The organism is Pseudomonas sp. BNK-45 (assembly GCF_047456255.1).
Classification (GTDB): Bacteria; Pseudomonadota; Gammaproteobacteria; order Pseudomonadales; family Pseudomonadaceae; genus Aquipseudomonas.
Map to the genome: position 1 here is coordinate 1,673,436 of NZ_CP179909.1, position 19,281 is coordinate 1,692,716.

Genomic DNA, 19,281 nt, shown 5'->3' on the forward strand with positions numbered 1-19,281 from the left:
CGACCGGGGTCGCCGGGAGGATCGATCAGAAGAAGCCCAGTGGGTTGATGTCGTAGCTCACCAGCAGGTTCTTGGTCTGCTGGTAGTGGTCGAGCATCATCTTGTGGGTTTCACGGCCAACGCCGGACTTCTTGTAGCCACCGAACGCGGCGTGGGCCGGGTACAGGTGGTAGCAGTTGGTCCACACGCGGCCGGCCTTGATCCCGCGGCCCATGCGATAGGCGCGGTTGATGTCGCGGGTCCAGACCCCGGCACCCAGGCCGAACTCGGTGTCGTTGGCAATCGCCAGGGCTTCGGCTTCGTCCTTGAAGGTGGTGACGCTGACCACCGGGCCAAAGATCTCCTCCTGGAACACGCGCATCTTGTTGGTGCCCTTGAGCAGGGTCGGCTGGATGTAGTAGCCGCTGGACAGGTCGCCTTCGAGTTTTTCCACCTTGCCGCCGGTGAGCAGCTGCGCGCCTTCGTTCTTGGCGATGTCGAGGTAGGAGAGGATCTTGTCGAACTGCTGCTCGGACGCCTGGGCGCCGACCATGGTGTCGGTGTCCAGCGGGTCACCGCGCTTGATCTGTTCGATCTTCTTCATCACCACTTGCATGAATTCGTCGTAGATCGACTCCTGCACCAGGGCGCGGGACGGGCAGGTGCAGACTTCACCCTGGTTGAAGAACGCCAGCACCAGGCCCTCGGCGGCCTTTTCGATGAACTTGGGTTCGGCCTGCATGATGTCTTCGAAGAAGATGTTCGGCGATTTGCCGCCCAGTTCAACGGTGGACGGGATGATGTTCTCGGCGGCGCATTTCATGATGTGCGAGCCCACCGGGGTCGAGCCGGTGAAGGCGATCTTGGCGATGCGCTTGCTGGTGGCCAGGGCCTCGCCGGCTTCGCGGCCGAAACCTTGCACCACATTGAGCACGCCCGGTGGCAGCAGGTCGCCGATCACTTCCAGCAGCACGGTGATGCCCAGTGGCGTCTGCTCGGCGGGCTTGAGCACCACGCAGTTGCCGGCGGCCAGGGCCGGGGCGAGTTTCCAGGCGGCCATCAGGATCGGGAAGTTCCACGGGATGATCTGTCCGACCACGCCCAGGGGCTCATGGATGTGGTAGGCCACGGTGTTGCCGTCGATTTCCGCGGCGCTGCCTTCCTGGGCCCGCAGGCAACCGGCGAAGTAGCGGAAGTGGTCGGCGGCCAGCGGGATGTCGGCGTTCAGGGTCTCGCGCACGGCCTTGCCGTTGTCCCAGGTTTCGGTGATGGCCAGCAGTTCGAGGTTCTGTTCGATGCGGTCGGCGATCTTCAGCAGGATCAGCGAGCGGGCCTGCACCGAGGTGGCGCCCCAGGCATCGGCGGCGGCATGGGCGGCGTCCAGCGCCTTGTCGATGTCTTCGGCAGTGGAACGAGGGAATTCGGCAATCGGCTGGCCATTGACCGGCGACGTGTTGGTGAAGTACTGGCCTTTGATCGGCGCGACGAATTCGCCGTTGATGTAGTTACCGTATTTGCTCTTGAACGAAACGATGGCGCCTTCAGTACCGGGGTGTGCGTAACGCATGGTGGGTATCTCCTGGCTTCTTATGCTTATGGGGGAGGACGCGCTTGAGCGCATGTCAAGCGTAGAGCAAAGGTCGGGCCAGCGTGGTGGGGGCCATGTGCATCAAGGGTTTGCGGATGTTTCACCGGCGCGGCGCAGGCTCGCTGTGGCGGAACTGGTACAGCGCGAAGTGACAGTTTGTAACCTTTATGGCACAGCCTGTGACTTGCGGGTCAAACCGGCATTGCAATGCAACAGTGGCTGGAGGATGCTGGTTCGCGTGTCGATTCTTGTCAGACAAATCTGATGAGCATTCACCCTTTTGCGGTCGCTGGCAGTCCGGCTGTGGCGATCGAGTTCCGTCTGAGCGTGACAGCGCAGCAGGAGAATAATAAGAAATGCACAGCAGTAATCACTTGAGCCGACACGCCCAGCAGGTGTTGACGGTGGCCCGGGGCAAGGCCCATCTGCAGGGGCCGGGCAGCGATCCTTCCATCGCCCGTTCCTGGTTGCGTTGCCTGGAGGACTATCACCTGGATCCGGCCCAGGTCATGGCACCCACCGTGCTGGAGCACGGTCGTCTGCTGGAGAGTCGCGAGCGCCTGCAGGATGTCCTGCAGATCGCCGGCACCGAGATGACCAACCTGCATCAGCAATTGTCCGGCGCCGGGCACGCGGTGCTGCTGACCGATGCCCGCGGGGTGATCCTCAACTGCATCACCGCCCCTAGCGAACGCAAGATCTTCGAGCATGCCGGGCTCTGGCTCGGCGCCGACTGGAGCGAGGCTCGCGAAGGCACCAATGGCATCGGCACCTGCCTGGTGGAGCGCCAATCGCTGACCATTCACCAGGGCGAGCATTTCCGCGGCCGGCACACGGGCCTGACCTGCTCGGCGAGTCCGGTGTTCGATCCCCATGGCGAGTTGCTGGCGGTGCTCGATGTGTCCTCGGCGCGCCAGGATGTCTCCCGGCAGAGCCAGTTCCACACCATGGCCCTGGTCAACCTCTCGGCGAAGATGATCGAGAGCTGCTATTTCCTGCGCTATTTCGAGAACCAGTGGCTGCTGCGCTTTCATTTGCAGGCTGAGTCGGTGGGGCTGTTCAGCGAGGGTTTGCTGGCGTTCGACGGCGAGGGACGGATCTGTGCAGTGAACCAGAGTGCCCTGAATCTGTTGGGGCATATCCGCGGGGGGCTGCTGGGCAAGCCGGTGGATAGCTTTTTTGACTGCTCGCTGGATGAGTTGCTCAGTCGCGCCAGTATCAATGCCAGCGCCAGCTGGCCACTGCGCACCCGGGATGGGCGGCGTCTGTTTGCGCTGTTGCGCGGCCAGCCACCAGCTGCCGCGCAGCCGGTGCTGCGGGCGCCGGTCGGGGTTACGCTGCCGCGCCCTGCGGGTATCTGCCTGGGGGATGAGGGGCTGCAGAACGATTTTCGCCGGGCCTCGCGGGTATTCGAACGGGATGTGCCGTTGCTGATCAACGGCGAGACCGGTTCGGGCAAGGAGGCTTTCGCCAAGGCGGTGCATCAGGGCAGTGCCCGGGCCGAACGGGCCTTTGTCGCGCTCAATTGCGCGGCGATTCCGGAGAGCCTGATCGAGAGCGAATTGTTCGGTTATCGCGGCGGCAGTTTTACCGGGGCGCGCAAGGAAGGCATGCGCGGCAAGTTGCAACAGGCCGATGGCGGCACCCTGTTCCTGGATGAAATCGGCGATATGCCCCTGGCCTTGCAGACCCGCTTGCTGCGGGTACTGGAGGATCGCCTGGTGGTGCCCATTGGCGGCGAGCCCCAGGCGGTCAACGTGCGCATCATCAGTGCCACCCACCGGGATCTGCTGGAACGGGTGCGTGACGGCAGTTTTCGCGAGGACCTGTATTACCGGCTCAATGGCCTGGAGATCGCCTTGCCGGCCCTGCGCGATCGCAGCGATAAATCCCGGTTGCTGGATTTTCTCCTGGCCGAGGAGGCCGGCGAGCAAAGCGTGGTGCTGGACGATGGCGCGCGCCAGGCCCTGCTGAGCTATTCATGGCCAGGCAATGTGCGCCAGTTGCGCAACGTGCTGCGGACCTTGGCTGCCTTGTGCGAGAACGGTCGCATTGCTCTGGAGGACCTGCCGCCGCTGATCCGCGACAACCGCCCGGCGCCGGTCAGCGAGCCGGTTGCCGAGGTGCAGGAGCGGCCCCTGGAAGACGCCGAGCGAGTGGCGCTGCTGGCGGCCCTGGAGCAGCAGCGCTGGCACATGACCCACACCGCCGAGCAGTTGGGGGTCAGCCGCAACACCCTTTATAGAAAGCTGCGCAAGCACGGCATCGCGCGCTAAGCCCGGCCCCTCGCCGCTGGTACAGGCTGCGGTCCTGGTGCCAGCGCCGGCAGGGGCGGCAACCACCCGCTCAGCTAATGGGTGCGATTTGCAGCCCTCTAGGCTAACCTGCGCCGATGTTTTTCGAGGTCGACTATGCACATCCATATTCTCGGTATCTGCGGCACTTTCATGGGGTCGATGGCGGTTCTGGCCAAAGAGCTGGGCCATCGCGTAACGGGCTCCGACGCCAACGTCTATCCGCCGATGAGCACCCAGTTGCAGGCCCAGGGCATCGAACTGACTCAAGGCTATGATCCTGCACAGCTGGATCCGGCGCCGGATCTGGTGGTGATCGGCAATGCCATGTCCCGGGGCAATCCGGCGGTGGAATATGTACTGAACAAGGGCCTGCCCTACGTGTCCGGCCCGCAGTGGCTGGCGGATCACGTGCTGCAAGGGCGCTGGGTGCTGGCAGTGGCCGGCACCCACGGCAAGACCACCACCAGCAGCATGCTGGCCTGGGTGCTGGAGCATGCTGGCATGAGCCCGGGCTTCCTGATCGGCGGCGTGCCGCAGAACTTCGCGGTGTCGGCGCGCCTGGGCGGCACACCGTTCTTCGTGATCGAGGCCGATGAATACGACAGCGCTTTCTTCGACAAGCGCTCGAAGTTCGTCCATTACCGCCCGCGCACGGCGATCCTCAATAACCTTGAGTTCGATCACGCGGACATCTTCCCCGACCTGGCGGCCATCGAGCGGCAGTTCCACCATCTGGTGCGGACCATCCCCAGCGAAGGCCTGGTGATTCATCCCACCACCGAACCGGCCTTGCAGCGGGTGATCGAGATGGGCTGCTGGACCCCGGTGCAGACCACCGGTGCCGGTGGCCAGTGGCAGGTCAAGTTGCTCAGTGCCGACGGTTCGGCCTTTGAAGTGATGTTCGAGGGTGTGAGCCAGGGCGTGGTGGAGTGGGAGCTGACCGGGCAGCACAACGTGGCCAACGCCCTGGCGACCCTGGCCGCCGCGCGTCATGTCGGCGTGGTGCCGTCCATGGGCATTGCCGGCCTGAGTGCGTTCAAGAGCGTGAAGCGACGCATGGAGAAGGTCGCGCAGGTGCACGGCGTGACCATCTACGACGACTTCGCCCACCACCCGACGGCCATTGCCACCACCCTGGACGGCCTGCGCAAGCGGGTCGGCGATGCCCCGGTGATCGCCATCATCGAGCCGCGCTCCAATTCCATGAAGCTCGGCGCGCATCGTGACGGGCTGCCGGAGAGCGTCAATCAGGCCGATCAAGTGATCTGGTATGCACCGGCCAACCTGGGCTGGGACCTGGCGGCCACGGCGGCCTTGTGTACGGTACCGTCGATTGTCAGCGACTCCCTGGAGGGCATCATCGAACGGGTGAAAAGCCAGGCCAAGCCGGGCACTCAGGTGGTGATCATGAGCAACGGCGGCTTCGGCGGCCTGCACGGCAAACTGGCCGAGGCACTGCAATGAGCAACGGCCCGGAACGCATCACCCTGGCCATGACCGGTGCCTCCGGCGCCCAGTACGGTTTGCGCCTGCTCGATTGTCTGGTGCGCGAGGATCGGGAAGTGCACTTCCTGATCTCCAAGGCCGCGCAACTGGTGATGGCCACGGAAACCGACGTCAGCCTGCCACCCAAGCCGCAGTTGATGCAGGCCTTCCTCACGGAGTACACCGGTGCAGCGGCGGGGCAGATCCGGGTTTACGGCAAGGAAGACTGGATGTCGCCGGTGGCCTCGGGTTCCGGCTCGCCGGCGGCGATGGTAGTGGTGCCCTGTTCCACCGGCACCTTGTCGGCGATTGCCACCGGGGCCTGCAACAACCTGATCGAACGCGCGGCGGACGTCACCCTCAAGGAGCGCCGGCAGCTGATCCTGGTGCCGCGCGAGGCGCCGTATTCCAGTATTCATCTGGAGCACATGCTCAAGCTGTCCAACATGGGGGTGACCATCCTGCCGGCCTCGCCGGGCTTCTATCACCAGCCGCAGACCATCGATGACCTGGTGGATTTCGTGGTGGCGCGGATTCTCAATCTGCTGAACATTCCCCAGGACATGTTGCCGCGCTGGGGCGAGCATCATTTGAGCAGCGATGAATAAATCCCTGTTGATCCTGCTGGCTGTCCTGCAACTGGCGGGATGCGCCACGGTGCGAACCTTGAACGCCGCACAACCGGGCGCGCCGGTGGTGTATTCGGGGACGCGCCTGGACCTGTATGCGATGCAGGGAGGCTGCTGCGCCATGGACCGCTTTGGCGCCGAGGCGCCGAGCTATCCGGGGGTGGATCTGCCGGCCAGCGCTGTGCTCGATACCCTGCTGCTGCCGTTGTCAGTGCTGACGGTGTTGGGGGTGGGGTTTCAGGCGACGGGCGGGTTGTAGCGCCTCGGTGGCAAGCCGGTTCCCACAGGCGTGTGCGGGAGCGGCTTGCCGGCAATGATTCATTTACCCAGTTTGCGCAGCTCGTCGGACTCGACGACCCGCGTGCCGTTCTGCTCTTCAAGCGCCAGGCGCCACATGGCCCGGGCCAGCTGGCAGGCTTCGATGCCGCGGTATTTCCCGGGGATCAGTCGAGACAGCGGCCCGGCCAGCTGCTCGCCCAGGCGCGGCTCGATACGATCCCCCAGCAGCAATGACGGCCGGCAAATGGTCAGTTGTGGCCAGCCCTGCTGTTTCAGGGCTTCTTCCATTTCACCTTTGACCCGGCTGTAGAAAATCGACGACTTGGGATCGGCGCCCAGCGCACTGATCACTATCAGGTGCCGTGCCCCGAGTTCCCGGGCGCGCTTGCCGAAGGCCACCACCAGATCCAGGTCCACCGCGCGGAAGGCCGCTTCGGAGCCGGCCTGCTTGATGGTGGTGCCCAGGCAGCAAAAGGCGATCTCCACCTTGCCGCTCAATTGCGGCAGGACCACTGCCGGATCGCCAACGGGGTTTTCCAGGCGAGGGTGCTCGCTTAACGGGCGTCTGCTGGGTGCCAGGACGCGAACCACGGTGGGCTCGTTGAGCAGGCGGTCGAGTAGTTGCTCTCCGGTCAGGCCTGAGGCGCCGGCGAGCAGGATGTGCTGAGGCGTCAAGTACATGGTCATTCCCCCCTTGATACGGTTCCAGCTTAGTTGCTCTGTGCTTCCTTGCTGCCTATAGAGACACTTTGCAGCGCTTTTCGTGCCTGCTGTTTACGCAGTTGTTGCCAGTGGGCAATGACCCCCTTGGGGGCCCAGATTTGGGGTTCCGACGCCTCGAAGCCATCTGCCTGTTCGCGCTCGGCGACGGTGGCCCTGGCCAGCTTGAAGGCATGCTCCAGATCGTCCGTCTGGTTCAGCGCCTGGGCGAACAGCGCGTCGCCGAAATAGGTGAAGTCGGCTTCTTCCGAACAGCCGAAGGAGACCCGGTCGGCTTGGGAGGCGGTCATGATCAGGGTCCGCTCATCCTTCAGCGCGGGGATGAAGCCGCCGGAATAGCAGGACGAGATGACGATGATCTTGTCGCGATTTTTCAAGGGGGCCAGGACGCTGGCCAGCTCGTCGGCGGGCAGGTCCGCCAGCTCCAGGCGGGGTTGATCCAGCACCAGTTCGTGTTCGCTGGTGCCGTGACTGGTGAGGTAGATGAACACCAGGTCCTCGGGGCTGCTGCGTTCGGCCAGGGTCTGGGCGGCGCGGCGCAGGTTTTCCCGGGTGGCCATCGGCCTGCTCGTCAGGTGGTCGCGGTGGTTCACCAGGCGGATCTGGCCATAGGCGCCGAAGCGGCTGGCGAGCATGTTGCTGACGTAGTCGGCTTCGCGCAGGAACACGCTCTGCTTGCCGTCGCCGGCCAGGGTCAGGCTGTAGAGCTTGATGCCTGGGGTGGAGGCGGGCACCTCGTCCAGGGCTTTTTGCAGCAAGTGGCCCTGGACCAGCAGGGCGCTTTCCAGCGGGTCGGGCAAGAGCTTGCCGTCGGCATCACGAATCCGCAGGCCGTTGTTCCACACGCCGCTTTGCACGCTGCCATCGCGCAGCACCAGCACGCCACGGCCTTGATAGTTGTCGCTGTCGAAGCCGCCAATGTAGAAGCTGCCGTCACTGAGGTTGAGGCGTCCCTCGCCGCTGAAGCGCCAGTCGCTGAAGCCGCCGATATAGTGGCTGCCGTCGGCACCGATCAACTCGCCCTTGCCGCCCAGGGCGCCTTCCTTGAATTGGCCGATCCACACGTCGCCGTCGGAGTTTTCGTAACGGCCCTTGCCATTGAGCTGATTGTGTTTGAAGCCGCCGACGTAGATGTCGCCCTCGGCGCTGTTGAAGGTGCCGTTGCCTTCCAACTGGCCGTTGACGAAGTGGCCGGTGAACTGGTTGCCGTTGCCATCGCTGCGCTGGCCCTCGCCATTGGGTTTGCCCTTGGCGAACTGCCCCTGATACTGGCTGCCGTCTTCCAGCTCCAGGCGACCCAGGCCCGAGTACAGGTCGGCCTTGAATTCGCCGCGATAGGTCATGCCGTTTTCTTTGAGGGTGCCTTCGCCGTCCCGGCGGCCGAGCTTGAAGCCGCCGCTGTAGCTGCTGTCCTTGGTGGTCAGGGTGCCTTGGCCATGGAACAGGCCCTGCTGGAACTGGCCGCGATAGACCTCGCCATTGCTGCCGTGCCATTCCCCCTGGCCGTGCCATTGGCCCTTGTCGAACTGGCCGGCGTACCAGCTGCCGTTGGGGTAGTCGATGCGTCCCTGTCCCTGGAGCAGTCCATTGACCAGGTCGCCACGATAGCGTCCGCCGTCCGGCAGTCGGGCGTCGGGCGGCAACAGGGATTCGCCGTCTCCGCAAGCGCTGAGCAAAAGGGTCAAAACCAGGGGTACAAGTGGGCGCATAACGGGTTCCGGATAATTAGGGGACCGAGTATGCCGCAGCGGTGTGACTTATATATAGAGAGGTTGAGCGAAACAGCGTGAGCTGTTTCGCATCAGGAGCGTTTCAGACGAAGCAGAGCGACAGGGGCTCGGCGATGTAGGCGGGTTTTTCCTCGCCCTCGATCTCCAGGGTGGCGGTGGCCTTGAGCAGCCATTGGCCTGGCTTTTTCTCGGTGACCTCGGTCAGTTCGACCTTGAGCCGTACCTTGGAGTCGACTTTCACCGGCTGGATGAAGCGCACGCTGTCCAGGCCGTAGTTGACCACCATCTTCAGGCCTTCGGGCAGCACGAGGATGTCTTCCATCAGTTTGGGGATCAGCGACAGGGTCAGGAAGCCGTGGGCGATGGTGGTGCCAAACGGGGTCTTTGCCGCCTTGACCGGATCGACGTGAATGAACTGGAAGTCGCCGGTGGCTTCGGCAAACAGGTTGATTCGCTCCTGGTCGATGGTGAACCACGGGGAGCGTCCGAGTTCCTTCCCGACATAATCTTTGAGCTCTGCAACAGGAACATGGGGCATTGAGACTCTCCTTGGATCAACGTTTTTTTAGTGTTGGGCGCAGTACTTTGCGCTCCGAAATATCCACTTTAGATCATCATGGCGATCCTTCCCGGTAAACATCCATGCTTTTGGCGAATGCCGGTTCATAGCGCCTGCGTGCTTATAATGCGCGACGGGATCTGGCTGGAGAGTCGGTATGTTGTTACGCGGTTTGACATGGCTGGTGCTGTTCCAATTGCTTGGCACGGCGCTCAATCATCTGCTGTTGCCCGTGCTGCCCGGACCCATCATTGGCCTGTTGCTGCTCCTGGTGTTCCTGGTGCTGCGCGGTGAAGTGGGAGAGCCGTTGAGCCAGGCGGCCAGCAGCCTGCTGCGTTATCTGCCGCTGCTGCTGGTGCCGCCTGCCGTGGGAGTGATGGTCTATGCCCGGGATATCGCCGCAGACTTCTGGGCCATCAGTGGCGCGCTGGTGTTGTCGCTGGTTATTTCCATGGCCTTTGTCGGCGTGCTGATGCAGCGCCTGGTCAAGCGCCAGGCTCGCCGGGAGGACCGCCAATGACCTTCGATTGGCAAGGGGCCTGGGCAGCCGTGATTCACCATCCCCTGTTCGGCATCGGCATCACGCTGGGGGCCTATCAACTGGTGCTCGCGGCTTTCGAGAAGACTCGCTGGATGTTCCTGCAGCCGGTGCTGGTCTCCATGCTGCTGGTGATCGGTGTGTTGCTCGGCTGTGGCCTGAGTTACGCCGAGTACCGCAAGAGCACCGAGATCCTGAGCATTCTGCTGGGCCCGGCCACAGTGGCCCTGGCGGTGCCGCTGTACCTCAACCTGCGGCGCATTCGTCAATTGTTCTGGCCAATCTTCACTACGCTGGTGGTGGGTGGGCTGCTGGCCACCAGTCTGGGGGTGGCGCTGGGATGGTGGTTCGGCGCCGAGCACATGATCCTGATGACCATGGCGCCCAAGTCGGTGACTTCGCCCATCGCCATGCTGGTGGCCGAACAGATCGGCGGGGTGGCGGCATTGGCGGCGGTGTTCGTGTTGATCACCGGGGTGATCGGGGCGATCTTCGGCCCGGCCATTCTCGATCGCCTGGGGGTGCATGGTCCCGAGGCGCGGGGCATGGCGCTGGGCATGACCGCCCACGCCGTGGGCACTTCGGTGGCGTTGCAGGAAAGTGAGGAGTGCGGCGCCTTTGCGGCGCTGGCGATGAGTCTGATGGGCGTGGCCACGGCGGTGTTGCTGCCGTTGGCGGTGTCTTTGCTGGTTTAAGGATGGGTGTATGAGCCTGGCACTGTTTCCCCTGAATACCGTGTTGTTTCCCGACTGCATCCTCGATCTGCAGATTTTCGAGGCGCGCTACCTGGACATGATCGGCCGTTGCATGAAGCAGGGCTGCGGTTTCGGGGTGGTGTGCATTCTGGAGGGCGAGGAGGTCGGCCCTGCAGCGCCCGGCTATGCCCTGGTGGGCTGTGAGGCGCTGATCACCGATTTCCACCAGCAGGACAATGGATTGCTGGGCATCAGGGTCAAGGGTGGCCGGCGTTTTCGCGTGCTCAGCAGTGAAGTGCAGAAGGATCAATTGACCGTGGCCCAGGTCCAGTGGCTGCAAGAGGCCAGCGAGCAGCCGCTGAAGGAAGAGGACGCCGATCTGATCGCCCTGCTCAAGGCCTTGGCCGAGCATCCGATGGTGGAGGCGCTGGACATGGGCAGCGAGGCCGAGGGGCAATTGTCCCTGGCCAATCAACTGGCCTACCTGCTGCCCTTCTCCGAGCAGGACAAGATCGACCTGCTGCAGTTGGATGATCCGCAGCAGCGGCTCGATGCCATCCAGCAATTGCTGGACGAGCTGCAGGGCGAGCTGTTCGCCTGAGCCGGCACCGGTCGCGGCAGGTGGCGCGCCGATTCGTCAATAGGCGTAGCGCAACAGCGCGTGGGGCAGGTGCCGGATGGCCATGAAGCCGCACATCAGCAGCATCACTGGCAGCACTATCCACCAGGCCCTGGCCGGCATCGGCTTGAGCGGGGTCTGCCATTGAATCAGGGTCAGGCTGGCGGCACAGACGCAGGTCGCCAGCATCGCACCGGCGAGGATGTCGCTGGGCCAGTGAGCCCCCAGGTACACCCGCGACAGGGCAATCGAGGCCGCCGGCAGGCAACCCAGCAGTAGCCAGGTCAGGCGCATCCTGGGCGGCTGGCCGCGTCCGGCCAATACCGCCAGGGTCAGGAACAGCGCAAAGGAGCCCGAGGCGTGGCCGCTGGGCATGCTGTAGCTGGTGAGCGGATCGCTCAGGACTTCAGGCCGCAGGCGGGCGAAAAACCATTTGCTGCCGGTATTGGCCAGGGCGGTGCACATCAGGGTCGCCCCGGCGAATACCGCGTGGCGCCATTGCCGCAGGGCCAGAAGCAGCAAGGTCAGCACGGCGCTGGTGATGAACATGGCGCGAAACTCGCCGACCTGAGTGATCATCACCATGATCTTGTCCAGGGCCGGGTCCCGGTGTTCCTGCACCAGCGCGATCAGCCCCTGGTCGAATGCCGTGAGATAGGGATAGCCGATGAACAGTCCCGCCAGGACCAGCAGGCTGGTGCCGGACATCAGCAGGGTCGCACGGCGGTGGCGCCGCAGGCTGCTGGTGATGCTCAAGCCGATCAGCAGTGCCAGGCCGCCGGCGACGACACCGGCTTGTGGCCAGAAACCTTCGGGCAGTGGCAGGCGGATCGCCGCACCGGTGGCCCATCCCGGCAGCAGGTAAGCCACGGACCAGCCCGCCGCGGCCAGCAGGCTGACGGCTATGAAGCGCGGGAAGGGCATGTCGAACATGCCCGCCACCATGGGGAGCATGGGGCGCAGAGGACCGATGAAGCGTCCCACCAACAGGCTGGCGATACCGTAGCGCTGGAAGTAGTTCTCGGCGCCATTGATCCATTCCGGGTGCTGCCGCAGGCCCGGCAGGCGGCGGATGCTCTGATGAAAGTGGCGTCCGAGCAGGTAGGACACCAGGTCCCCAAGCAGGCCGCCGAACAGGCCCAGCAGCAGGGTTTCCCCCAGTGACAGCGCGCCGTTGCCGGCCAGCACGGCAATCGCGAACAGCAGCACCGTGCCCGGAACAATCAGGCCGGCAATGGCCAGGCATTCCACGCAGGCGACGATGAACACGGCGGCGGCCAGCCATTGCGGGTGGGTGGTCAGCCAGGCAGTCACGCTGTCGAGCCATGGGCCCATAAATTCAACTCCATTGTGGTTGGCGGCGGGGAGGCGGATGCCGTTGCTTCAGCCGAGGATCAGGTAGTCGCGCCCTTCGACCTGACCGCGTCGCAGCGGGTTCCGAGTGCAGTAGGGGGCGAAGGCGGCATCGACGAAACGGTACATCAGGTGTTCGTCGCGGCCATGGGGGATGCCTAGGCGCGTGGTCTGGATGATGTGCGGCACAGTGCTGCCGACGTCCTCGACGAACAGGATTTCATGATCGAAACGTTTTGCATCCCAATTCGGGACTTTGAGGCCCATGGCCTTGCACAGCAGGGTCTGGCCGGCGCAGAGCTTTTGCGCCGGGCGCGGATGACCGCTGGCGTCCGGGTTGTTCAGTTGCATCTGCGCCAGGCTGGCAGGGCCTGAGAGCGGGTCGACCCAGGGGTAGCCGGATTTGATCAGCACCGCGTTGCCGGGGCCCTGGGCGCTGAAGTTCAGCGAGTCGCCGCCACGGGCGTAGTACATATAGATGTGGCCGCCATCTAGAAACAAAGCCTTACGTTTTTCTGTGTAGCCGAGGGAGGCGTGACTGCCTTTTTCCTCGCAGTAATAGGCTTCGGTTTCGATAATGCGCGCGGACAACCAGAGTTCGCCGACCTTGTGGCGGATGACTTTGCCCAGCAGTGCACGGGCGAGCAACTGTGCATCACGGTCGAAAAAGCCGTCAGGCAAGGCTTTGGGCGGCTGCGCGGTGGTTGGAATGGGCATGGCGGCGAGGGTTATGGCGAAAAAAGTGACGCAATGGTAACAACTCCAGGCTTAATTCAGGCTGAAGCACGAGTATTTACACTCCATTTCGACCATCCGCCCGTGACCGCTGTCCGTGAACGGGCGCGACAGCTATAATCAGCCGCTTTCCTCTTTGCCAAGACCACACCAGACCATGACTGAGTCCGTTCTTGACTACATGACCCGTTTGGGTCGCGCTGCCCGCCAAGCTTCCCGGGTGATCGCCCGTGCCACCACCGCGCAGAAGAATCGTGCGCTGCTGGCGGCTGCCGATGCCTTGGACGCCGCGCGACCGGAGCTGATCGCAGCCAACGAGCAGGACCTGGCCAACGGCCGGGCCAATGGTCTGGAGCCGGCTCTGCTGGATCGTCTGGCGCTGACGCCCGCGCGTATCGACGAGATGATCGAAGGCCTGCGTCAGGTGGCCAAGCTGCCTGACCCCATCGGTGAAATCCGCGACATGCGCTACCTGCCTTCGGGCATTCAGGTGGGCAAGATGCGCGTGCCCCTGGGGGTGATCGGCATCATCTACGAATCGCGTCCGAACGTGACCATCGATGCCGCCAGCCTGTGCCTGAAGTCCGGTAACGCCACCATCCTGCGTGGCGGTTCCGAGGCAATCCATTCCAACCGTGCCATCGCCACCTGCATTCAGCAGGGCCTGGCGGCGGCCGACCTGCCGCCCCACGTGGTGCAGGTGGTGGAAACCACCGACCGCGCCGCGGTGGGGGCGCTGATCACCATGCCCGAATTCGTCGACGTGATCGTGCCCCGTGGTGGCAAGAGCCTGATCGAGCGGGTCAGCCGTGACGCCAAGGTTCCGGTGATCAAGCACCTGGACGGCGTCTGCCACGTGTATATCGATGTGGCGGCGGACCTGGACAAGGCGATTCGCATTGCCGACAACGCCAAGACCCAGCGCTACGCCCCGTGCAACACCATGGAAACCCTGCTGGTTCACGCCGCCATTGCCGAGCGTGTATTACCGCCGCTGGCCGCGATCTATCGCGACAAGGGCGTCGAACTGCGCGGCTGCGAGCAAACCCGCGCGATCCTGGGGGCCGACGTGCTGCAAGCGACCGAAGAAGACTGGCGCACCGAGTACACCGCGCCGATCCTCTCGATCCGGGTGCTGGACAACCTGGAGCAGGCCATCGAGCACATCAATACCTATGGCTCGCACCATACCGACTCGATCGTCACCGAGAACTTCAGTGATGCCCGGCGCTTCCTCAACGAAGTGGATTCCAGTTCGGTCATGGTCAACGCCTCGACGCGTTTTGCCGACGGCTTCGAGTACGGCCTGGGCGCGGAGATCGGCATCTCCACCGACAAGCTGCATGCCCGCGGCCCGGTGGGCCTGGAAGGCCTGACCAGCGAGAAATACGTAGTCTTCGGCGACGGTCACGTGCGCACTTGATGGGCAAACGTATCGGTCTGCTGGGCGGCACCTTCGATCCAGTGCATATCGGCCACTTGCGTGGCGCACTGGAGGTGGCGGAATCCCTGCAACTCGATGAGCTGCGCCTGGCCCCCAGTGCCAGGCCGCCGCATCGGGATACACCGCAGGTGTCGGCGCTCGATCGTCTGGCGATGGTCGAATGTGCGGTGGCGGGCGTTTCCCCCCTGGTGGTGGACGACCGTGAGCTGAAGCGGGACAAACCGTCCTACACCATCGACACCCTGGAACAGATGCGGGCCGAGTTGGCCGCGGATGACCAGTTGTTTCTGTTACTGGGCTGGGACGCGTTTTGCGGCCTGCCCACCTGGCATCGCTGGGAAGAACTTCTCCAGCATTGCCACATCCTGGTGCTGCAACGCCCGGATGCCGACAGCGAACCGCCGGATGCCTTGCGCAACCTGCTGGCGGCGCGCTCGGTGAGCGACCCACTGGCCCTGCAAGGGCCGGGGGGGCACATTGCATTCGTCTGGCAGACGCCGCTTGCGGTGTCCGCCACCCAGATCCGTCAACTGCTGGCCAGCGGTAAGTCGGTACGTTTCCTGGTGCCTGACGCGGTCCTGGCCTATATCGATGCTCACGGACTTTACCGTGCGCCGAACTGAAGGAACGCTGCCGGCCTGTGCTGAGCGGCGCTCCAAACATACGAGCTGAACGAGTTTTATATGACTAACCAAGTAATGAAAGGCGAAGATCTGGTCAAGGTGGCTGTCGCCGCGCTGGAAGACGTCAAGGCCCAGGACGTCCTGGTGATCGATGTTCGCGACAAGCAGAGCATCACCGACTACATGATCATCGCCACCGGTACTTCCAACCGCCAGATCGGCGCGATGCTGGAAAAGGTCCGCGAAATGGTCAAGGCCCAGGGCGTGCGTCCACTGGGTGAGGAAGGCAAGGGCGACAGTGACTGGGTGCTGCTGGACCTGGACGACGTGATCGTGCACATGATGACCGCCTCGGCCCGCCAGTTCTACGACCTGGAACGCCTGTGGCAGGGCGCCGAGCAGAGCCGCGCGGCCGATGGCAAGCACCACAGCCCGGAGCATGGCCACGAGCACTTCACCAAGCTCAACAAAGACCAGCAATAAGGGACGGCTGTGCGCCTGCGTCTGATCGCTGTCGGTTCACGCATGCCCAAGTGGGTGGAAGAGGGTTGGCACGAATATGCCAAGCGTCTGCCCTCCGAGCTGGCGCTGGAACTGGTGGAAATTCCGCTCAATACCCGGGGCAAGAACGCCGACGTGGCTCGCTTTATCCGTCAGGAAGGCGAGGCCATGCTGGCCAAGGTCGGGCATAACGAGCGCATCGTTACCCTTGAGGTGCATGGCAAGCCCTGGAGCACCGAGCAACTGGCGGTGGAACTGGATCGCTGGCGCCTCGATTCGCGCACGGTGAATTTCATGGTCGGCGGCCCGGAAGGGCTGGCGCCGGAGGTTTGTGCGCGGGCCGATCAGCGCTGGTCGCTGTCGCCGCTGACCCTGCCGCACCCGCTGGTGCGGATTCTCATCGGTGAACAGCTGTATCGCGCCTGGACCGTGCTGTCCGGGCACCCTTACCACAAGTAGCCCGCGCCCCTAATGTCCCAGCCGATCCGTATCAAGGACCACGAAAAAGACGCCCGTCTGGTGCGTGGCCGGGTCGTGTTCGGCGCCATTATGGTGATCTGCCTGATTGGTGTGCTGATTGCCCGGCTGTATTACCTGCAGGTGATCCAGTACGACTATCACTCCACGCTTTCGGAGAATAATCGGGTGCATGTGCAGCCGATTCCTCCGACTCGCGGGCTGATTTTCGACCGCAACGGCGTGGTGGTGGCTGACAACCGGCCCAGCTTCAGTCTGAGCATGACCCGGGAGCGTTCCGGTGACTGGCAGAAGGTCCTCGATGTGATCGTCGAGGTGCTGGAGCTGACTCCGGAAGATCGGGTGCTGTTCGAAAAGCGCATGAAGCAGGGGCGGCGTCCCTTCGAGCCGGTGCCGATTCTGTTCGAGCTGACCGAAGAGCAGATCGCCCGAATCGCGGTGAACCAGTTCCGTCTGCCCGGGGTGGAAGTGGTGGCCCAGCTGGTCCGGCATTACCCTCAGGGCGCGCACTTTGCGCATTCCGTGGGCTACATGGGGCGGATCAACGAGAAAGAGCTGAAGTCCCTGGACCCGGTGAACTACAGCGGCACCCACCATATCGGCAAGACCGGCATCGAGCGTTTCTACGAGCCGGAACTGCACGGCCAGGTCGGCTACGAAGAGGTGGAAACCAACGCTCGTGGGCGGGTGCTGCGGGTGCTCAAGCGCACCGATCCGATTCCCGGCAAGGACATTGTCCTGAGTCTGGACATCAAGCTGCAGGAGGCTGCGGAACTGGCCCTCGGCGGGCGCCGTGGTGCGGTGGTCGCGCTGGATCCGAACACCGGTGAAGTGCTGGCGATGGTCAGCCAGCCGAGCTTCGATCCCAATCTGTTCGTGACCGGCATCAGCTTCAAGGCCTATGCCGAGTTGCGTGACTCGATCGACCGGCCACTGTTCAACCGGGTGCTGCGCGGCCTGTATCCACCGGGCTCGACCATCAAGCCCGCGGTAGCCATTGCCGGGCTGGATGCCGGGGTGGTCACGGCGGCGTCCCGCGTCTACGACCCGGGTTACTACCAGTTGCCCAACTACGATCACAAGTACCGTAACTGGAACCGTACCGGTGACGGTTATGTCGACCTGGATACCGCGATCATGCGGTCCAATGACACCTATTTCTACGACCTGGCTCACAAGCTGGGCATCGATCGGCTCTCGGCCTACCTGAGCAAGTTCGGGATTGGCCAGAAGGTCTCCCTGGACATGTTCGAGGAGTCCCCGGGGCTGATGCCGACCCGTGAATGGAAGCGTGCCACCCGGCGCCAGGCTTGGTTCCCGGGGGAAACCCTGATTCTCGGGATCGGCCAGGGCTACATGCAATCCACGCCGTTGCAGCTGGCCCAGGCCACTGCGCTGGTCGCCAGCAAGGGCAAGTGGAACCGGCCGCACCTGGCCAAGACCATCGAAGGCGAGAAGCCGGTGGATCACAACCCGATGCCGGACATCGTCCTGCGTGATCCCTCGGATTGGCTGAAGGTCAATCACGGCATGCAGCAAGTGATGCACGGTGCCCGGGGCACGGCGCGCAAGGCGGCAATCGGATCGCCGTATCGCATTGCCGGCAAGAGTGGTACGGCCCAGGTGGTGGCCATCAAGCAGGGTGAGAAGTACGACCGCTCCAAGGTTCAGGAACGGCACCGCGACCACGCCCTGTTTGTCGGTTTCGCCCCGGCGGAAAACCCGAAAATCGTGGTCTCGGTCATGGTCGAGAACGGTGAGTCGGGGTCCGGTGTTGCCGCTCCGGTGGTGCGTCAGGTGATGGATGCCTGGCTTCTCGGCCAGGACGGCCAGCTCAAGCCTGAGTTCGCCAGCCCTATCAGCGCGGAGGCTACGGCCCGTGAAGAGTAATTTTGACCGCATCCTCTCCAGCGAGGATGTGATGCGTCGCCGCGCGACGCTGCTGCAGCGCCTGCATATCGATGGCCCCTTGCTGGTGCTGCTGCTGACGCTGGCCGCCGGCAGCCTGTTCGTGTTGTATTCGGCCAGCGGCAAGAGCTGGGACCTGTTGGCCAAGCAGGCCACGTCCTTTGGCATCGGCCTGGTATCGATGATTGTCATCGCCCAGTTCGAGCCGCGTTTCATGGCGCGCTGGGTGCCCCTGGCTTATGTGTTCGGGGTGGTGTTGCTGGTGGTGGTGGACGTCATGGGCCACAACGCCATGGGGGCGACCCGCTGGATCAACATTCCCGGGGTGATCCGCTTCCAGCCGTCGGAGTTCATGAAGATCATCATGCCGGCGACCATCGCCTGGTACCTGTCCAAGCGCACGCTGCCGCCGCATCTCAAGCATGTGGGGATCAGCCTGATCCTGATCGGCATTCCGTTCATCCTGATCGTGCGCCAGCCGGACCTGGGGACGGCCTTGCTGATCCTGGCCGGTGGCACTTTCGTACTGTTCATGGGCGGCCTGCGCTGGCGCTGGATCCTCAGCGTGCTGGCGGCCGCGGTGCCAGTGGCGATCGCCATGTGGTTCTTCATCATGCATGACTACCAGAAGCAGCGGATCCTGACTTTCCTCGACCCTGAAAGCGATCCCCTGGGCACTGGCTGGAACATCATCCAGTCCAAGGCGGCGATCGGTTCCGGTGGGGTTTTCGGCAAGGGCTGGTTGCTGGGCACCCAATCGCACCTGGACTTTTTGCCTGAGAGCCACACCGACTTCATCATTGCGGTCATGGGCGAGGAGTTCGGCCTGGTGGGCATCTGTGCGCTGCTTTTGATCTATCTGCTGTTGATCGGGCGCGGGCTGGTGATCACCGCCCAGGCGCAGACGCTGTTCGGCAAGTTGCTCGCAGGCAGCCTGACCATGACGTTTTTTGTTTACGTTTTCGTCAACATCGGTATGGTCAGTGGCTTGTTGCCGGTGGTGGGAGTGCCGTTGCCGTTCATTAGCTACGGAGGAACTTCGCTGGTGACACTACTGTCAGCGTTTGGGGTTTTGATGTCGATCCATACCCATCGCAAGTGGATCGCGCAGGTTTGATTAAG

Annotated in this window: 19 protein-coding genes; 13 read left to right on the forward strand and 6 right to left on the reverse strand. The window is 63.4% G+C overall.

The annotated features are described in order from the left end of the window. Positions 1–25 precede the first annotated feature (25 nt). A complete protein-coding gene (locus ACMGG8_RS07730) occupies positions 26–1,546 on the reverse strand; it encodes an aldehyde dehydrogenase family protein (protein WP_414159403.1) in 1,521 nt (506 codons plus the stop codon). A 377-nt stretch (positions 1,547–1,923) separates the two neighbouring features. Between ACMGG8_RS07730 and ACMGG8_RS07735 the strand changes: the two genes are divergently transcribed. The 4 genes from ACMGG8_RS07735 to ACMGG8_RS07750 all read left to right on the forward strand — a co-directional run bounded on the left by ACMGG8_RS07735 (position 1,924) and on the right by ACMGG8_RS07750 (position 6,237). Then, a complete protein-coding gene (locus ACMGG8_RS07735; RefSeq protein WP_414159404.1) occupies positions 1,924–3,843 on the forward strand; it encodes a sigma-54-dependent Fis family transcriptional regulator in 1,920 nt (639 codons plus the stop codon). A 135-nt stretch (positions 3,844–3,978) separates the two neighbouring features. After that, a complete protein-coding gene (mpl, locus tag ACMGG8_RS07740; RefSeq protein WP_060841269.1) occupies positions 3,979–5,328 on the forward strand; it encodes a UDP-N-acetylmuramate:L-alanyl-gamma-D-glutamyl-meso-diaminopimelate ligase in 1,350 nt (449 codons plus the stop codon). Next, positions 5,325–5,957 (forward strand): flavin prenyltransferase UbiX, encoded by a 633-nt coding sequence (gene ubiX / locus ACMGG8_RS07745; protein ID WP_016966094.1) that lies wholly within the window; start codon positions 5,325–5,327, stop codon positions 5,955–5,957. Before mpl ends, ubiX begins: the two co-directional genes overlap by 4 nt. Beyond that, entirely contained in the window at positions 5,950–6,237 is a 288-nt protein-coding gene (locus ACMGG8_RS07750) for a YceK/YidQ family lipoprotein (protein WP_060841268.1), read from the forward strand. Before ubiX ends, ACMGG8_RS07750 begins: the two co-directional genes overlap by 8 nt. A gap of 59 nt (positions 6,238–6,296) precedes the next feature. Here ACMGG8_RS07750 and ACMGG8_RS07755 read toward each other — a convergent pair whose 3' ends face one another. From ACMGG8_RS07755 to ACMGG8_RS07765, 3 genes are all read right to left on the reverse strand, one after another. Further along, positions 6,297–6,938, reverse strand: coding sequence for an oxidoreductase (locus ACMGG8_RS07755; RefSeq protein WP_060842018.1), 642 nt, complete (start codon positions 6,936–6,938; stop codon positions 6,297–6,299). A gap of 29 nt (positions 6,939–6,967) precedes the next feature. Then, positions 6,968–8,686: a C13 family peptidase gene (locus tag ACMGG8_RS07760; RefSeq protein ID WP_414159405.1), complete on the reverse strand. Its 1,719-nt coding sequence runs from the start codon at positions 8,684–8,686 to the stop codon at positions 6,968–6,970. 103 nt (positions 8,687–8,789) lie between these two features. Beyond that, positions 8,790–9,245, reverse strand: a complete 456-nt coding sequence (locus ACMGG8_RS07765) for a MaoC family dehydratase (protein ID WP_060841266.1) — start codon at positions 9,243–9,245, stop codon at positions 8,790–8,792. Positions 9,246–9,423: 178 nt separating this feature from the next. Here ACMGG8_RS07765 and ACMGG8_RS07770 point away from each other — a divergent pair, with 178 nt between their 5' ends. Genes ACMGG8_RS07770 through ACMGG8_RS07780 form a run of 3 tightly spaced genes read left to right on the forward strand, consistent with a single transcriptional unit; the run spans position 9,424 to position 11,100 of the window. Further along, positions 9,424–9,786 (forward strand): CidA/LrgA family protein, encoded by a 363-nt coding sequence (locus ACMGG8_RS07770; RefSeq protein WP_060841265.1) that lies wholly within the window; start codon positions 9,424–9,426, stop codon positions 9,784–9,786. After that, positions 9,783–10,499: an LrgB family protein gene (locus ACMGG8_RS07775; protein WP_060841264.1), complete on the forward strand. Its 717-nt coding sequence runs from the start codon at positions 9,783–9,785 to the stop codon at positions 10,497–10,499. Before ACMGG8_RS07770 ends, ACMGG8_RS07775 begins: the two co-directional genes overlap by 4 nt. A 10-nt stretch (positions 10,500–10,509) precedes the next feature. Then, positions 10,510–11,100 carry an LON peptidase substrate-binding domain-containing protein gene (locus tag ACMGG8_RS07780; RefSeq protein ID WP_060841263.1) on the forward strand — a complete coding sequence of 197 codons (591 nt, stop codon included), beginning with the start codon at positions 10,510–10,512 and terminating at the stop codon, positions 11,098–11,100. A 36-nt stretch (positions 11,101–11,136) separates the two neighbouring features. Here ACMGG8_RS07780 and ACMGG8_RS07785 read toward each other — a convergent pair whose 3' ends face one another. Both ACMGG8_RS07785 and ACMGG8_RS07790 read right to left on the reverse strand, forming a co-directional pair. Next, positions 11,137–12,453, reverse strand: coding sequence for a bifunctional DedA family/phosphatase PAP2 family protein (locus ACMGG8_RS07785; protein WP_414159406.1), 1,317 nt, complete (start codon positions 12,451–12,453; stop codon positions 11,137–11,139). A gap of 48 nt (positions 12,454–12,501) precedes the next feature. After that, positions 12,502–13,188, reverse strand: a complete 687-nt coding sequence (locus ACMGG8_RS07790; protein WP_414159407.1) for a DNA-3-methyladenine glycosylase — start codon at positions 13,186–13,188, stop codon at positions 12,502–12,504. 175 nt (positions 13,189–13,363) lie between these two features. Between ACMGG8_RS07790 and ACMGG8_RS07795 the strand changes: the two genes are divergently transcribed. Genes ACMGG8_RS07795 through rodA form a run of 6 tightly spaced genes read left to right on the forward strand, consistent with a single transcriptional unit; the run spans position 13,364 to position 19,276 of the window. Further along, positions 13,364–14,629: a glutamate-5-semialdehyde dehydrogenase gene (locus ACMGG8_RS07795; protein WP_414159408.1), complete on the forward strand. Its 1,266-nt coding sequence runs from the start codon at positions 13,364–13,366 to the stop codon at positions 14,627–14,629. Next, the gene (gene nadD, locus ACMGG8_RS07800) at positions 14,629–15,273 is read left to right on the forward strand and encodes a nicotinate-nucleotide adenylyltransferase (protein WP_060841259.1); all 645 of its coding nucleotides are present in this window, start codon (positions 14,629–14,631) and stop codon (positions 15,271–15,273) included. Before ACMGG8_RS07795 ends, nadD begins: the two co-directional genes overlap by 1 nt. Positions 15,274–15,333: 60 nt before the next feature. Beyond that, positions 15,334–15,756, forward strand: coding sequence for a ribosome silencing factor (gene rsfS / locus ACMGG8_RS07805; protein WP_015637171.1), 423 nt, complete (start codon positions 15,334–15,336; stop codon positions 15,754–15,756). A 9-nt stretch (positions 15,757–15,765) separates the two neighbouring features. Next, complete coding sequence (gene rlmH / locus ACMGG8_RS07810; protein WP_011063671.1) at positions 15,766–16,233, forward strand: 23S rRNA (pseudouridine(1915)-N(3))-methyltransferase RlmH; 468 nt, start codon at positions 15,766–15,768, stop codon at positions 16,231–16,233. A 12-nt stretch (positions 16,234–16,245) separates the two neighbouring features. Then, positions 16,246–18,141 carry a penicillin-binding protein 2 gene (gene mrdA, locus ACMGG8_RS07815; RefSeq protein ID WP_060841258.1) on the forward strand — a complete coding sequence of 632 codons (1,896 nt, stop codon included), beginning with the start codon at positions 16,246–16,248 and terminating at the stop codon, positions 18,139–18,141. Positions 18,142–18,172: 31 nt separating this feature from the next. After that, entirely contained in the window at positions 18,173–19,276 is a 1,104-nt protein-coding gene (rodA, locus tag ACMGG8_RS07820; protein WP_047306242.1) for a rod shape-determining protein RodA, read from the forward strand. Positions 19,277–19,281: the final 5 nt, after the last annotated feature.